Here is a 14,352-nt window from a genome sequence, read left to right on the forward strand (position 1 = left end):
CGCGACCGGCGGGCGTCAGGCGGTGGCGGCGGCCGCGAACGTGCGGCGGTAGTCGGACGGGCTCACGCCGACGAGGCGGTGGAAGTGCAGCCGCATGTTCGCGGCGGTCCCGAGCCCGCACTCCTGCGCGACGCGGTCCGTGCCCCACGCGGTGCGTTCGAGCAGCTCGCGCGCGCGGTCGACGCGCGCCGCGGTGAGCCAGCGCAGCGGTGACGCCCCCGTCTCCGCGGCGAACGCGCGCGCGAGCGTGCGCTGCGACAGGCGCGCGTGCCGGGCCAGGTCGGCGACGGTCAGCGGCTCGTGCAGGTGGTCGAGCGCCCACGCGCGCGTCGCCGCGAGCGAGGTCGCGGTGTGCGGCGAGGTGGTCCGCGCGATGAACTGCGCCTGCCCGCCGTCGCGGTGCGGGGCCGCGACGATCGCGCGCGCGACATGGTTGGCGACGGCCGCGCCGAGGTCGGTGCGGATCAGGTGCAGGCACGCGTCGATGCCGGACGCGACGCCCGCCGAGGTCAGCACGTCGCCCTCGTCGACGAACAGCACGTCGGGGTCGACGCGCACGCGCGGGTACTGCGCCGCGAGGCGGTCGGCGTACGCCCAGTGCGTGGTCGCGCGACGCCCGTCGAGCAGACCCGCGGCGGCGAGCGCGAACGCCCCGACGCAGATCGAGACGATGCGGGCGCCGCGGGCGTGCGCGGTGCGCAGCGCGTCGAGCACGTCGTCGGGCGGGGGCTGCCCGATCGTGTCGTAGGCGGGCACGATCACGGTGTCCGCGGCGACGACGTGCTCGAGCCCCGCCTGCGCGACGACCGGGAAGCCGCCCGTGGTGGCGACGGGTCCGGGCCGGCGGCCGCACAGCGTGACGCGGTAGTGCTCTGCGGTGCGGCTGAGGAGCACCTGGAACGGGATGCCGACCTCCATCGGCAGCGCCTCGGGCAGAGCGAGGACCGCGACGTCCCGCTCGCGCCGGGCCTCGGGCACGGGCGCGGGCAGCGGCGGTTCGACGAGCGGGGCGGTGCTCGGCCTCATGGCAAGAATCTAGCGCACAGTGGCAATCCTGCCGCTCGTCGGTCGGGCGCCAGGCCACCAGGGTGGACGCGTGACCTCGTCAGACGCCCTCGCCCGCCCGCTCGTCGGCCCGCGCGTCGACGGCCCGCGCCTCACCCGCAGGCTCGTCCCCGCGCAGTCGCTCTACACGTTCGGCATCTCGATCGACCTCACCCTCACCGGGATCGTCGGCGCGCACCTCGCCCCCACGCGCGCCCTCGCGACGCTCCCGTTCAGCCTCATGCCGGTGGTCGCGGCGGCCTCGACCTTCGCGCTCTCGCGGTGGATCGGGCGCAGCGGCTACCGGCGCGTGTTCGCGACCGCGCCGCTCGCCGCCGTCGCCGCGGGCCTCGTCTCGGCGTACGCGGTGCACGTCGGCTCGTTCGCGCTGTTCTGCCTCGGCACGGCGCTCGTCGGCGTGTACCAGGCAGGCGCCGGGTACTACCGGTACGCGGTCGCCGAGGCGAACCCGGCCGAGCGGGCGCGCGCGATCACGACGCTGCTCGCGGGCGGTCTGCTCGCGGCGCTCGTCGGACCGTTCCTCGCCACCTCCGTGCGCGACCTGGGACCCACCCCGCACGTCGCGTCGTACCTGCTGGTGGCCGCGTTCGCGGCGCTCGCGGTGGTGTGGAACGCGCGTCTGCCGCGCGACCTCGCGCACCTGACCGGGCCGGGTGCGGCCCACGACGACGCGCCGGCGGCCGCGCCGCGCTCGCGGCGCGAGCTGTGGACGCAGCCGGTCCTCGTGCTCGGCGTGCTGGCCACGGCGCTCGCCGCCGCCGCGATGAGCTCGCTCATGACGGCCGGACCGGTCGCGGGCATGGACATGGGCCACACCGAGAACCAGGCGGCGTTCTCCGTGCAGCTGCACATGATCGGCATGTACGCGCCCGGGCTGCTGGTCGCGCGGTGGATCGGGCGGCTCGGAGAGCGCAGGGTCGCGCTGCTCGGGGCGCTCGTGCTCGGCGCCGCCGGCCTCGCGACGCTGCGACCCGAGACCGTTTCGTTCGTCGTCGCGATGACGCTCGCGGGCGTCGGGTGGAACCTCGCGGGCAGCGGCGGTGCCGCGATGGTCGCGGCCTCCTACCGACCCGCCGAGCGCGGCCGGGTGCAGCCGGTCGCCGAGCTCGTCGCGACCGTCGCGGCGGTGGTCGGGTCGCTCGGCGCGGGCCTCGCGACGACCGCGACGGGCTGGCCGGTGCTCGGGGTCGCCGTGGCGGCCGCGTCGGCGGTCGTCGTGCTGGCGCTGGTCCGGCCCCTGCCCGTGCGGCCTCGTCGGGCCGGGCGTGACTCGGGTGGGGGTGGCGTGGGTTAGGTTGCACGTCGGGGACGGCCGACGAGGAGGTGCAGCCCGATGTCCGACGCTGTGCCGTCGACCGACCTGCTCGCACCCGGTGAGCCCGTCGACCTCGACAACTGCGCGCGTGAGCCCATCCACGTGCCCGGGTCCGTCCAGCCGCACGGAGTGCTGCTCGCGGTCACCGAGCCGGACCTCGTGGTGGAGCACGTGTCCGCGAACGTCGCCGACCTGCTCGGTCGCAGCGTCGACGACGCGCTCGGGTCGGACCTCGACACGCTGCTCGGAGCCGAGCCGGCCGAGCAGGTGCGGGCGCACCTGCGCACGTTCGGCAACCTCCGGCAGCGCAACCCGGTCGTCATCGTCGCCAGCACGCCGGCCGGACCGCTCGAGGTCGACGCGGTGCTGCACCGCGTGGTCGTCGGCGAACGCACCCTGCTCGTCGTCGAGCTCGAGGCGTCCACCGGCCCGCGGCCGTTCTCGTTCCCGAACACCTACCAGGCGGTGCGCGACGCGCTCGAACGCCTCAACGAGAGCCGCACGCTCCCCGAGCTGTACGACGTCGCCGCGCAGGAGGTGCGCGCGCTGACCGGGTTCGACCGCGTGATGATCTACCGGTTCGACGCCGAGTACAACGGTGAGGTCGTCGCCGAGGCGAAGCGCGCCGACCTCAACTCGTTCCTCGGGCTGCACTACCCCGCCTCGGACATCCCGCCGCAGGCCCGCGCGCTGTACGAGAAGAACTGGATCCGGCTCATCGCCGACGTCGGGTACGCCCCGGCGCCGCTCGTGCCCGGGATCGACGGCGCGACCGGGCAGCCGCTCGACCTCACGCACTCGGTGCTGCGCAGCGTCTCGCCGATCCACCTCGAGTACCTCGGCAACATGGGCGTCGCGGCATCCATGTCGATCTCGTTGCTGCGCGACGGCCGGCTGTGGGGACTGGTCGCGTGCCACCACTACTCCGGCCCGCACCACCCGCCGTACGGCGTGCGGGCCGCCGCCGAGTTCCTCGGGTCCTCGCTGTCGCTGCGCCTCGTGGCGCGCGCCGAGGAGGACGAGCTGCAGGCCGCGCTCGCGGCCGAGTCGACGCTCGTGCGCCTGCTCATCGCGTCGCGCGACGCGTCGCGCACGCTCGGGGACACGCTCGTCGGGCGGACCGAGTCCGGGGTGTCGCTGCTCGAGCTCGTGCCCGCACAGGGTGTCGTCGTGCTCGGCGACGACGCGTGGAGCGTCGACGGCGTCGTGCCGGACGACCCCACGCCGCTGCGGGCGTGGCTCGCCGCGCAGCCCGAGGACGTCGTGTCCCGCACCGAGCTCGCCGTGCAGGAGCCCGCGCTCGCCGCCGCGCTGCCCGGAGTCGCGGGGCTGCTCGCGGTCCGGATGCCGGAGGACCGCGCGATCGTGTGGCTGCGGCACGAGGCCGTGCGCGACGTCTCGTGGGGCGGCGACCCGCACAACAAGGCCATCGCGCGCCGCGAGGGCGACGAGGTGCGGCTCAGCCCGCGCAAGTCGTTCGAGAAGTGGACCGAGACGGTGCGCGGCACGAGCGCTCCGTGGACGCCGCAGGAGCTGCGCTCCGTCACCGACCTGCGGCGCCGCCTGCTCGAGACGCTCCTGCTGCGCACCCGCTGGGCGCTCGGTGCGGCCGAGACCGTGCAGCGCTCGCTCCTGCCCGCCGCCCTCCCGCACGTCGACGGGTGGCAGCTGCACGCGCGCTACGCACCGGCGCCCGGCGGCCAGGTCGGCGGCGACTGGTACGACGCGATCGAGCTGCCCGACGGGCGGATCGCGGTCGTCGTCGGCGACGTCGCCGGTCACGGGCTGTCCGCCGCCGCCGCGATGGGTCAGCTGCGCAACTCGCTGCGTGCGTTCCTGCTGCGCGGCGACGGCCCCGCCGACGCGCTGCGCTGGACCGACGTGGTCGCCCGCCGCACCATGGCGACCGACATGGCGACGGTCGTCGTCGCGGCCGTCGACCCCGCCTCGGGCGAGGTCGAGGTCTCGATCGCGGGCCACCCGCGCCCGCTCGTGCTCGACGCCGTGGGGGGTGCCGAGCTGCTGGACGTCACCGTGGACCGGCCGGTCGGCGTCGGGTCGGGTGAGCCGCCCACGCACCACTTCCAGATCGAGCCCGGCGGTGGGGTCGTGCTCTACACGGACGGTCTCGTCGACTCCCGCTCGACGAACCTGCGCGCCGGGCTCGCCCGCCTCGTCGGGGCGTTCACGCGCGAGGACCCCACGGTCCCGGTCGACATCGACGACGTGATCCGCGCGTGCAGCGACCCGTCGTCGGTCGACGACGTCACCCTGCTCCTCCTCTGCCGCGACGCCGACTGACCCCGACGCCTCCTGCCTGACCCGGTCCGTGTCAGCGGCGTGCGGGGCGTGTCGGTGGGGTGTCAGGGGCGTGTCGGCCGAGGCCGTCAGGGTGGCGGCATGACGACAGACCTGGTGATCGAGGCCGAAGGCCTGGTGAAGCACTACGGCGAGACGAAGGCGCTGCAAGGCGTCGACCTCGTCGTCCCCCGGGGCACCGTGCTCGGTGTGCTCGGACCGAACGGCGCCGGCAAGACGACGACCGTGCGCATCCTGTCCACGCTGCTCGACCCGGACGCGGGCACGGCCCGCATCAACGGTCTCGACGTCGTGCGCGACGCCGAGAAGGTCCGGCACATGATCGGTCTGACCGGCCAGTACGCGTCGGTCGACGAGGACCTCACGGGCCGGCAGAACCTCGTGCTGTTCGGCACGCTGCTCGAGCTCGGCCGCGCCGGAGCGCGAGCCCGCGCCGCCGAGCTGCTCGAGTGGTTCGACCTCGCGGACGCCGCCGACCGGCCCGCGAAGACGTACTCCGGCGGCATGCGCCGCCGCCTCGACCTGGCCGCGAGCCTCGTCGGCCGGCCGGACGTGATCTTCCTCGACGAGCCGACCACGGGCCTCGACCCCGCCAAGCGCGAGGCGATGTGGGACGTGGTGCGCTCGCTCGTCACCGACGGCTCGACGGTGCTGCTGACGACGCAGTACCTGGAGGAGGCCGACGCGCTGGCCGACGAGATCACGGTCGTCGACCACGGCCGCGTGATCGCGCACGACACCCCCGACGGGCTCAAGCGGATCGTCGGCGGCCAGACGCTCGAGGTGCGTCCGGCGGACCCGAGCCGCCTGCCGGAGACCGCGCAGATCCTCTCGCAGGTCAGCACGGGTGCCGCGGCCGACGAGATCCGCAAGGGGATGCTCGCGGTCCCGGTGGCCGGTGACGCGGCCCTCACCGAGACGGTCGCGCGGCTGGGTGCCGCGGGCATCGCGGTCACGGAGCTCTCGCTGCACCTGCCGAGCCTCGACGAGGTCTTCTTCAGCCTGACCGGCCACACGGCGGACGACGGGTCCGCCACCGGCCCGGACGCGACCAGCAAGGAGGTGGCGGCATGACCACCACGACGCTCGGACCGACGACCACCGACCGCACCCCGCGCGTGCCGGCCGCCGCAGCTGCGCGCCGACCGTTCCCGCTGGTCCGGCACTCGGCGGCGCTCACCAAGCGCTCGCTCATCAAGACGTGGCGCACGCCCGAGGCGCTGATCGACGTCACGCTGCAGCCGATCATCTTCCTGGCGATCTTCGCGACGATCTTCGGCAACGCGGTCGCGGGGAGCACGGAGGACTACCTGCAGTTCCTGCTGCCGGGCATCCTCGGCCAGACGATCGCGATGGGCGCGATCGCGATCGGCGTGAACCTCAACACCGACATGGAGAAGGGGATCTTCGACCGCTTCAAGTCCCTGCCGATCCCGCGGTCGGCGCCGCTGCTCGGCGCGGTGCTCGGCGACGTGGTGCGGTACGTGATCGTCGCGGTCGTCACGATCGCGACGGGTTACGCGATGGGCTTCCGGATCGCGACGAGCCCGCTCGAGGCGGTCGCGGGCTGCCTGCTCGCCGTGCTGTTCGCGGTGTGCCTGTCGTGGGTCAGCGTGTGGGTCGGGATGGTCGTGCGCACGTCCGGTGCGGTGCAGGGCGTGATGTTCCTGCTGGTCATGCCGCTGTCGTTCGGCTCGAACGTGTTCGTGCAGACCGACGACCTGCCGACGTGGATGCAGGGCTTCGTCGACGTCAACCCGCTGACGCACCTCGTCGACTCCATGCGCGGCCTGTTCCTCGGCCTGCCGGTCGGCGACCACGTGTGGTGGACGCTCGCGTGGTGCGTCGGCCTGGTCGCGGTGTTCATGCCGCTGGCGCTGCGGGCGTACCGCCGCAAGGTCTGACGACGGGACGAGAGCCCGCGCTCACTCGGCGCGGGCTCTCGTCATCCGTGCGCGCGGGCCCGCGTGCTCGACGAACGGCCTCAGCGCGGCGCCGCAAGACCCAGGAGCGGGAGCGACAGGGCGAGGATCGCCCGGCTGACCTCGGACGCCGGCCGCGGGCGCAGCTCGTCGGCGCGGGCCCGCCCGCGAGCCCCCGCGAGCTCGCTCGCGAGCGACCGGCCGTGCCCGACCAGCAGCGCGATGCTCGACACGCTCGCGCCCATCCGGGTGCCGAGCGCCCACAGCTCGATCGCGGTCTCGTCGTCGTCGCCGCGCCACGCGAGCAGCTCGGCGCACCCGAGCGCGAACGCACCCACGACGGGCATGTCGCCCAGGTCGAGCAGGTCGGCGGCCGCGGCGGTCAGCGCGGCGACGACACCGGCGTCGACCCTCGCGCGGCGGCCGGCGTCGGTGTCGTCGAGCGCCGCCTGCAGCAGCACGACGACCGCCGACGTGCGCAGGACGATGCGCGCCTGCGGCGCGGACGACTCGTCGTCGGTGACCATCCGCACGGCGCGCATCGCGTGGTCCACCGCGGTCCCGCGGTCCGCGTCGCCCAGCGCGACCATCGCGAGCCCGAGGTAGGCCTGCGCGCGGTCCATGGGCTCCGCACGAGACGAGGAGACGACGTCGTGCAGGGCCGCGAGCCCGTCGTGATCACCCTCGGCGGCGCGCTGCACATCGAGCAGGACCCGCAGGCTGCGCGCGTCCTGCACGGCGCCGACGAGCTCGAGATGGTGCACGCTGCGCTCGAGCCACATGACGGCGTCGTCGCCACCACCGTGGGCGGCCGACCACTGCGCGACGCCCTGGGCCGCCATGCCCATGCCCCAGTGGTCCCCGAGGTGCTCGAACAGCGCGAACGCCTCATGCGCGTCCTGCACGGACCCGGCCGGCTCGCCGCTGTTCTCCCGCACCGCTGCGCGCAGGAACAGCCCGAGCGCGCGCGTGTGCTCGTCGTCGTGCCCGGCGAGCACCTCGGCGGAGCGCTCGAGGGCCTCGAGGTCGTTCGACGCGAGCGTGGGCACGGCCTGGGCGAGCGCGGCGGCGCCCGGGCTGATCTCGTCGGCCTGCTCACGCATCAGCCGGCGCAGCACCCGCCCGGCGAGCGAGGGCAGGCGCAAGGTCGAGGTGATGCCACCGTTGACCGCGGTCTGCAGCATGACGGACGTGGCGAGGTCGCCGTGCGGGAGCGGCCGCCCGGACGCCGCGCCGACGAACAGCGCGGAGCGCCGGCGGGCGGCGGGGTCGTCCACGTGCACGAGCCGCGACGCCCACGTCACGACCTCCACGTGCATGCCCCGGACCGTCCACCACTGGAACAGCGCGGCCGCGACCTGCACGGCGGAGGGCTCCTCGTCGTGCTCGAGCGCCCAGCGCAGCGCCGCGACCAGCGACTCCTGCTCGTCGGAGCACCGCGCGAGGGCCGCGAGCTGCCCCGGCCCGAACATGCGGTCCGCGAGGTCGACGGCTTCGCGCGTGGCCCACGCGACGAGCCCGGCCATGGCGTCGTCGCGGTGCCCCGAGGCCTCGAGCCGGGCGTCGCCGTACTCCCGGACGGTCTCGAGCATGCGGTACCGCGCGGGGCCGGAGCCGGTGTCGTCGAGCACGAGCAGGGACTGGTCGACGAGGTCCGCGAGCCCGCGGCGCGCGTCCGGCACCCCGGCGATGCTCGCGGCGAGCGCGGCGGTGAACGAGCCCGGCACCACGGCGAGCCGTTCGAGCAGCGCGCGTTCGTCGTCGGGCAGCAGGTCGCGGCTCCAGTCGACGAGCGCCCACAGGCTCGCGTGCCGCTCGGGCAGGCCGCGCAGCGCGTCGTCGAGGAGCGTGAACCGGTCGGTGAGGCCGTCGAGCAGGTCCTGCACGGGCATCGAGCGCAGCCGCGCCGCGGCGAGCTCGAGCGCGAGCGGCAGGTTGTCGAGGCGGTGGCACAGCGCGAGCGCCTGCTCGTCGTCCCACACCATCCCGGGCCGCGCGGCCTGGGCGCGCGCCCGCAGGAGCGCGAGGGCGTCGTCGTCGGGCAGCGCGAGCAGGCGGTGCACGCGTTCGCCGACGAGGCCCAGCGGCGCGCGTGAGGTCGCCAGGACCGTGACGTCGGGCGGGACCACCTCGAGCAGGTCCGCGACGACGCTCGCGGCCTCGGCGAGCACGTGCTCGCAGTTGTCGAGCACGACGAGCCCGCTCAGGTTCTGCGCCGCGGCGCGCAGGCGGTCGCGCCGCGGCAGGACGCGTCGCTCGGCGTTGACCTCGGGGAGCGTGGGGACGGTCTCGGAACCACCGAGCTCACCGAGCACGGCGGGCAGCACGTCGTCGGCGGACCGCAGTCCCGCGAGCTCGACGACGCGCACCTGCTGCCCGGCCTGCGCCACGCCGCGGGCGACCTCGGCCGCGAGCCTGGTCTTGCCCGCGCCTCCCGTCGCGACGACGGTCACGACCGGCGCCTCCTGGAGCGCGGCGGTCACGGCCGCGACGTCCGCGTCGCGTCCGACGAGCGGCGTGGGCGGGCGACGCCACGCGGAGGGCAGGTGGGCGAGGGGCGACGAGGCCGGGCGAGCAGGCGTGTGCCCGGCGGCCAGGGGCGTCGCGGTGGGTGACGACGAGGTCGCGGGCGCGCTCGTCGGGCCGAGCTCGCCGCGCAGCAGGGCGACGTGCGCGTGCGCGACGACGGGCGACGGGTCCGTGCCGTACCGCTCGGCGAGGTCGCGCCGCAGCGACTCGACCACCTCGAGCGCCTCGGCGTCGCGGCCCTGTGCCGCCAGGACGCGCACGAGGAGGGCGACCGACGGCTCGTCGGGCGGCGTGCGGGTCGCGAGCTGCCGCAGGTCGGACTCGTCGTACGGGCCGCCGGCGCGCAGCGCGACGCGCGCGGCGACGTCGGCGGTCTCGGCGAGCAGACGCACGGCGGCGACGTCGTCGGGGGCGGCGGGCAGGAGCGCGCGGGCGCGGCGCGCGTGCTCGGCCGCAGCGGCCAGGTCGTCGGCGTCGAGCGCTGCGCGTGCCGCACCGACGAGCGCGCGCGCCTCGTCGGCGTCCACCGTCAGGTCGTCGGAGGGCAGCCGGTACCCGCCCGGGAGCGTCTCGACACGCAGGCCGAGCCGGCGCACGCGGGAGACGAGCGCCTGCACGGCACCCTGCTCGTCGTCGGGCGGGGCGCCGTCCCAGACGGCCTCGACGAGCGCGCCCACCGAGACGGCGCGCCCGCGCGCGGCGACGAGCTCACGCACCACGGCGGACAGGCGTTCGCCGCGAACGGGCCGACCGTCCAGCGCGAGCGGTCCGAGGGTGGTGACGTGCACGCACCCAGCATCCCTCACGCGTCTGTCACGGCGGGAACGGTGCGGCGGGAAAGGTTCGCAGGGCTGTGGCGTTGACGCTGACGAGCGACCCGGGCCGCGGGTCGCCAGCGCGAGGAGGATCCGCATGTCTGTCGTCGTCACCGGGGCCACCGGCCACCTGGGCCGGCTCGTCGTCGAAGGTCTGCTCGAGGCGGGTGTCGCGCCCGACGAGGTCGTGGCGGGCGGGCGGCGCACCGAACGTCTCGCGGACCTGGCCGGACGCGGCGTGCGGGCCGGTCGTCGACTACGACCGGCCCGAGACGCTGGCCGAGGCGTTCGCGGGAGCGCACACGCTCGTGCTCGTCTCGGGGTCGGACGTCGGCCGGCGGATCGCGCAGCACGGCGCGGCGATCGACGCGGCCAAGGCCGCGGGGGTGCGCCGCGTGGTCTACACGAGCGCGCCGCACGCGGACACCTCGTCGCTCGTCGTCTCGCCCGACCACAAGGCGACCGAGGAGCTGCTCGCGGCCTCGGGCCTGGCGGTGACCGTCCTGCGCGACAACTGGTACACCGAGAACTACCTCCCGGCGCTGCAGCAGGCGGCGGCGACGGGCGAGATCGTCTCGTCGACCGGGGACGGGCGCGTGGCGTCGGCGAGCCGCGCGGACTACGCGGCGGGTGTCGTCGCGGTGGTGACGGGTGAGGGGCACGAGGGCCGGACGTACGAGGTCTCGGGCGATCACGCGTGGACGCACGACGAGCTCGCGCAGGCGGCGGCGCAGGTGCTGGGTCGCCCGGTCGTGCACCGGCGCGTGACGGCCGACGAGCAGCGCGCGGGCCTGCTGGCGGCCGGGCTCGACGAGGGGACCGTGGGCTTCCTCGTGGCGCTCGACCAGAACACCGCCGCGGGCGAGCTCGCGGACGCGACCGACACGCTGCGCACCCTCATCGGGCGCCCGACGACGCCGCTGGTCGACGGCCTGCGCGCGGCGTGGACGGCGGCTCGGTCCGCCTGACCGGTCACCCCGTGTCCGCTCCGTGGACGCGCGTCGGCGTGTCGCGGATCGCCTCTCGGCGTGTCTTCGCAGGTGCCCGGGGCGGTCCGCGGCCGGGGTGGTGCGGGGTGAGCGGACATATCGGGAGGGACCCGGGCGTTCCGCCTGTGGACGGCGCTGGGGACGAACGGGGCCTCGATGTGGACGGCCTGTGGGCCGCCTGTGGGCCGAACCACACCGATGTCGTTCCTGCCCCACGAACATGCAGGCCAGGAGCCGTGTCAGTGCCCGTGGGTACTGTGGACGAGTCATGCACGGGGTGAAAAACGACACGGATGTAACACAACACCTAGTGGTTGGTTGCAGTGTCAGGCACTAGGTGTAGTGTCTTCATCACGCGATCGACCGGGGAGTCGAGCGGCCGGCGGAGGCCCTGAGAAGGGCCCGGCGGAGGCTCGGTCGGGATGGTCCCCGAGGGTCCGGTAGAGGCGTCACCAGCACCAGTTCCACTGAGTTATCTCTGAGTCTCCGGGGAGAGGCACCATGACGATCACGGTCTACAGCAAGCCGGCCTGCGTGCAGTGCAACGCGACCTACCGTGCTCTCGACAAGCTCGGTGCCGAGTACACGGTCGTGGACATCAGCGAGGACGCGGATGCTCGTGACTACGTGATGTCGCTCGGCCACCTGCAGGCTCCCGTGGTCATCGTGGACGGCGATCACTGGTCGGGCTACCGCCCCGACCGCATCAAGGCGCTCGAGCAGCGCCTGCAGGCCGTCACCGTCGCCTGAACAGCCGCCTCCCGGCGGCCACACCGGCCCTCACGGGCCGGCCGGAAGCCAGCGTCCGACCCGCGCAGGAGGCCGTGATGAGCTCGCTCGTCTACTTCTCCTCGGCGTCGAACAACACCCACCGCTTCGTCGAGAAGCTGGGCCTTGCCGCCCAGCGGATCCCCCTGCGCCCGACCGAGCCGTTCCTGCACGTCACCGAGCCGTACGTGCTCGTCGTGCCGACGTACGGGGGCGGGAACGAGGGCGGTGCGGTACCGCGGCAGGTCGTGAAGTTCCTCAACGACGCGACCAACCGCAGCCTGCTGCGCGGCGTCATCGCCGCGGGCAACACGAACTTCGGCGAGGCGTACTGCATCGCGGGGGACATCATCGCGGCCAAGTGCCACGTCCCCTACCTGTACGGCTTCGAGCTCATGGGAACGAACGAGGACGTGCACCGCGTCCGCGAGGGATTGGAACGGTTTTGGCAGCGACAGTCACTGATTTCCGCGTAGACACGTCAGGGCTGGACTACCACGCCCTCAACGCGATGCTGAACCTGTACAGCGCCGACGGGAAGATCCAGTTCGACAAGGACCGCGAGGCCGCGCGCGCGTACTTCCTGCAGCACGTCAACCAGAACACGGTCTTCTTCCACGACCTCGAGGAGAAGCTCGAGTACCTGGTCGAGAACAAGTACTACGACCCGGCCGTGCTCGCGCAGTACGACCGCGCGTTCGTCAAGACGCTGTTCCAGTACGCGTACTCGAAGAAGTTCCGCTTCCAGACGTTCCTCGGCGCGTTCAAGTACTACACGTCGTACACGCTCAAGACGTTCGACGGGAAGCGCTACCTGGAGCGCTTCGAGGACCGCGTGTGCATGGTCGCGCTCGCGCTGGCCGAGGGGGACGAGGACTTCGCGACCTCGCTGGTCGACGAGATCATCTCCGGCCGGTTCCAGCCTGCGACCCCCACGTTCCTCAACCTCGGCAAGGCGCAGCGCGGCGAGCCCGTCTCCTGCTTCCTGCTGCGCATCGAGGACAACATGGAGTCCATCGCGCGCGGCATCAACTCGGCGCTGCAGCTCTCCAAGCGCGGCGGCGGCGTGGCCCTGCTGCTGTCGAACATCCGCGAGCACGGTGCGCCCATCAAGCACATCGAGAACCAGAGCTCGGGCGTCATCCCCGTGATGAAGCTGCTCGAGGACTCGTTCTCGTACGCCAACCAGCTCGGTGCGCGCCAGGGCGCCGGTGCGGTGTACCTGCACGCGCACCACCCGGACATCTACCGGTTCCTCGACACCAAGCGCGAGAACGCCGACGAGAAGATCCGCATCAAGACGCTGTCCCTCGGCGTCGTGATCCCGGACATCACGTTCGAGCTCGCCAAGAAGAACGAGCCGATGTACCTGTTCTCGCCGTACGACGTCGAGCGCGTGTACGGCAAGCCGTTCGCGGACATCGACGTCACCGAGAAGTACTACGAGATGGTCGACAACGCGTCGATCCGCAAGACCAAGATCAGCGCGCGGGAGTTCTTCCAGACGCTCGCGGAGATCCAGTTCGAGTCGGGCTACCCGTACATCATGTTCGAGGACACGGTGAACCGGGCCAACCCGATCGAGGGCAAGGTCACGCACTCGAACCTGTGCTCGGAGATCCTGCAGGTCTCCACGCCGTCGACGTTCAACGAGGACCTCTCGTACGACCACGTCGGCCGCGACATCTCCTGCAACCTCGGTTCGATGAACATCGCGCTGTCGATGGACTCGCCGGACCTCGGCAAGACCGTCGAGACCGCGATCCGCGCGCTGACGGCCGTGTCCGACCAGACCGACATCGAGTCGGTCCCGTCGGTCAAGCGCGCCAACCGCGGCGGCCACGCGATCGGCCTGGGCCAGATGAACCTGCACGGGTACCTGGCGCGCGAGCGGATCTTCTACGGGTCGGACGAGGGCCTCGACTTCACGAACATCTACTTCTACACGGTCGCGTACCACGCGATCCGTGCGTCGAACCTGCTCGCGCAGGAGCGGGGTTCGTCGTTCTACGGCTTCGAGAAGTCGAAGTACGCGACCGGCGAGTACTTCACCAAGTACATCGAGAAGGAGTGGGCGCCCCGCACGCAGCGCGTGGCTCAGCTCTTCGCCGACGCCGGCGTGCACATCCCCACGCAGGACGACTGGCGTGAGCTCGCCGCGCTCGTCCAGGAGCACGGCCTGTACAACCAGAACCTGCAGGCGGTCCCGCCGACCGGCTCGATCTCGTACATCAACCACTCGACGAGCTCGATCCACCCGATCGCGTCGAAGATCGAGATCCGCAAGGAAGGCAAGATCGGCCGCGTGTACTACCCGGCGCCGTTCATGACGAACGACAACCTGGAGTACTACCAGGACGCGTACGAGATCGGCTACGAGAAGATCATCGACACCTACGCCGAGGCCACGCAGCACGTGGACCAGGGCCTGTCGCTGACGCTGTTCTTCAAGGACACCGCGACCACGCGTGACCTGAACAAGGCGCAGATCTACGCCTGGCGCAAGGGCATCAAGACGATCTACTACATCCGCCTCCGCCAGCTCGCTCTGGAGGGGACGGAAGTGGAGGGTTGCGTCAGCTGCATGCTGTGACGCTCTGACCTGCGGTTATTGCCCAATCTTGACGAAG

9 protein-coding genes and 1 pseudogene are annotated in these 14,352 nt (G+C 73.1%); 8 read left to right on the forward strand and 2 right to left on the reverse strand.

Going from position 1 to position 14,352, the window contains the following annotated elements:
* Window positions 1–15: 15 nt before the first annotated feature.
* Complete coding sequence (locus CPE01_RS10455; protein WP_146806591.1) at window positions 16–1,026, reverse strand: GlxA family transcriptional regulator; 1,011 nt, start codon at window positions 1,024–1,026, stop codon at window positions 16–18.
* A 70-nt stretch (window positions 1,027–1,096) separates the two neighbouring features.
* Between CPE01_RS10455 and CPE01_RS10460 the strand changes: the two genes are divergently transcribed.
* From CPE01_RS10460 to CPE01_RS10475, 4 genes are all read left to right on the forward strand, one after another.
* Window positions 1,097–2,359 carry an MFS transporter gene (locus CPE01_RS10460; RefSeq protein WP_186811496.1) on the forward strand — a complete coding sequence of 421 codons (1,263 nt, stop codon included), beginning with the start codon at window positions 1,097–1,099 and terminating at the stop codon, window positions 2,357–2,359.
* Window positions 2,360–2,398: 39 nt separating this feature from the next.
* Complete coding sequence (locus tag CPE01_RS10465) at window positions 2,399–4,681, forward strand: SpoIIE family protein phosphatase (RefSeq protein WP_146806593.1); 2,283 nt, start codon at window positions 2,399–2,401, stop codon at window positions 4,679–4,681.
* Between the two features lie 99 nt (window positions 4,682–4,780).
* On the forward strand, window positions 4,781–5,773 hold the full coding sequence (locus CPE01_RS10470) for an ATP-binding cassette domain-containing protein (protein WP_146806594.1): 993 nt from the start codon (window positions 4,781–4,783) through the stop codon (window positions 5,771–5,773).
* Complete coding sequence (locus tag CPE01_RS10475) at window positions 5,770–6,603, forward strand: ABC transporter permease (protein ID WP_146806595.1); 834 nt, start codon at window positions 5,770–5,772, stop codon at window positions 6,601–6,603. Before CPE01_RS10470 ends, CPE01_RS10475 begins: the two co-directional genes overlap by 4 nt.
* Before the next feature lie 80 nt (window positions 6,604–6,683).
* Here CPE01_RS10475 and CPE01_RS10480 read toward each other — a convergent pair whose 3' ends face one another.
* Window positions 6,684–9,938 (reverse strand): AfsR/SARP family transcriptional regulator, encoded by a 3,255-nt coding sequence (locus CPE01_RS10480; RefSeq protein ID WP_246783865.1) that lies wholly within the window; start codon window positions 9,936–9,938, stop codon window positions 6,684–6,686.
* 124 nt (window positions 9,939–10,062) lie between these two features.
* Between CPE01_RS10480 and CPE01_RS10485 the strand changes: the two are divergent.
* From CPE01_RS10485 to nrdE, 4 genes and pseudogenes are all read left to right on the forward strand, one after another.
* A pseudogene (locus tag CPE01_RS10485) lies at window positions 10,063–10,933 on the forward strand (SDR family oxidoreductase).
* A 522-nt stretch (window positions 10,934–11,455) separates the two neighbouring features.
* Window positions 11,456–11,704 (forward strand): glutaredoxin-like protein NrdH, encoded by a 249-nt coding sequence (nrdH, locus tag CPE01_RS10490; RefSeq protein WP_146806596.1) that lies wholly within the window; start codon window positions 11,456–11,458, stop codon window positions 11,702–11,704.
* Between the two features lie 77 nt (window positions 11,705–11,781).
* Window positions 11,782–12,198 carry a class Ib ribonucleoside-diphosphate reductase assembly flavoprotein NrdI gene (gene nrdI / locus CPE01_RS10495; protein WP_146806597.1) on the forward strand — a complete coding sequence of 139 codons (417 nt, stop codon included), beginning with the start codon at window positions 11,782–11,784 and terminating at the stop codon, window positions 12,196–12,198.
* Complete coding sequence (gene nrdE, locus CPE01_RS10500; protein ID WP_146806598.1) at window positions 12,168–14,315, forward strand: class 1b ribonucleoside-diphosphate reductase subunit alpha; 2,148 nt, start codon at window positions 12,168–12,170, stop codon at window positions 14,313–14,315. Before nrdI ends, nrdE begins: the two co-directional genes overlap by 31 nt.
* Window positions 14,316–14,352: the final 37 nt, after the last annotated feature.

This window comes from Cellulomonas persica, assembly GCF_007989825.1.
Lineage (GTDB): Bacteria > Actinomycetota > Actinomycetes > Actinomycetales > Cellulomonadaceae > Cellulomonas > Cellulomonas persica.

Coding starts and splice junctions, on each gene's coding strand:
- nrdH (WP_146806596.1), top strand. CDS start 11,456: ATGACGATCACGGTCTACAGCAAGCCGGCCTGCGTGCAGTGCAACGCG.
- nrdI (WP_146806597.1), top strand. CDS start 11,782: ATGAGCTCGCTCGTCTACTTCTCCTCGGCGTCGAACAACACCCACCGC.
- CPE01_RS10475 (WP_146806595.1), top strand. CDS start 5,770: ATGACCACCACGACGCTCGGACCGACGACCACCGACCGCACCCCGCGC.
- CPE01_RS10455 (WP_146806591.1), bottom strand. CDS start 1,026: ATGAGGCCGAGCACCGCCCCGCTCGTCGAACCGCCGCTGCCCGCGCCC.
- CPE01_RS10470 (WP_146806594.1), top strand. CDS start 4,781: ATGACGACAGACCTGGTGATCGAGGCCGAAGGCCTGGTGAAGCACTAC.
- CPE01_RS10465 (WP_146806593.1), top strand. CDS start 2,399: ATGTCCGACGCTGTGCCGTCGACCGACCTGCTCGCACCCGGTGAGCCC.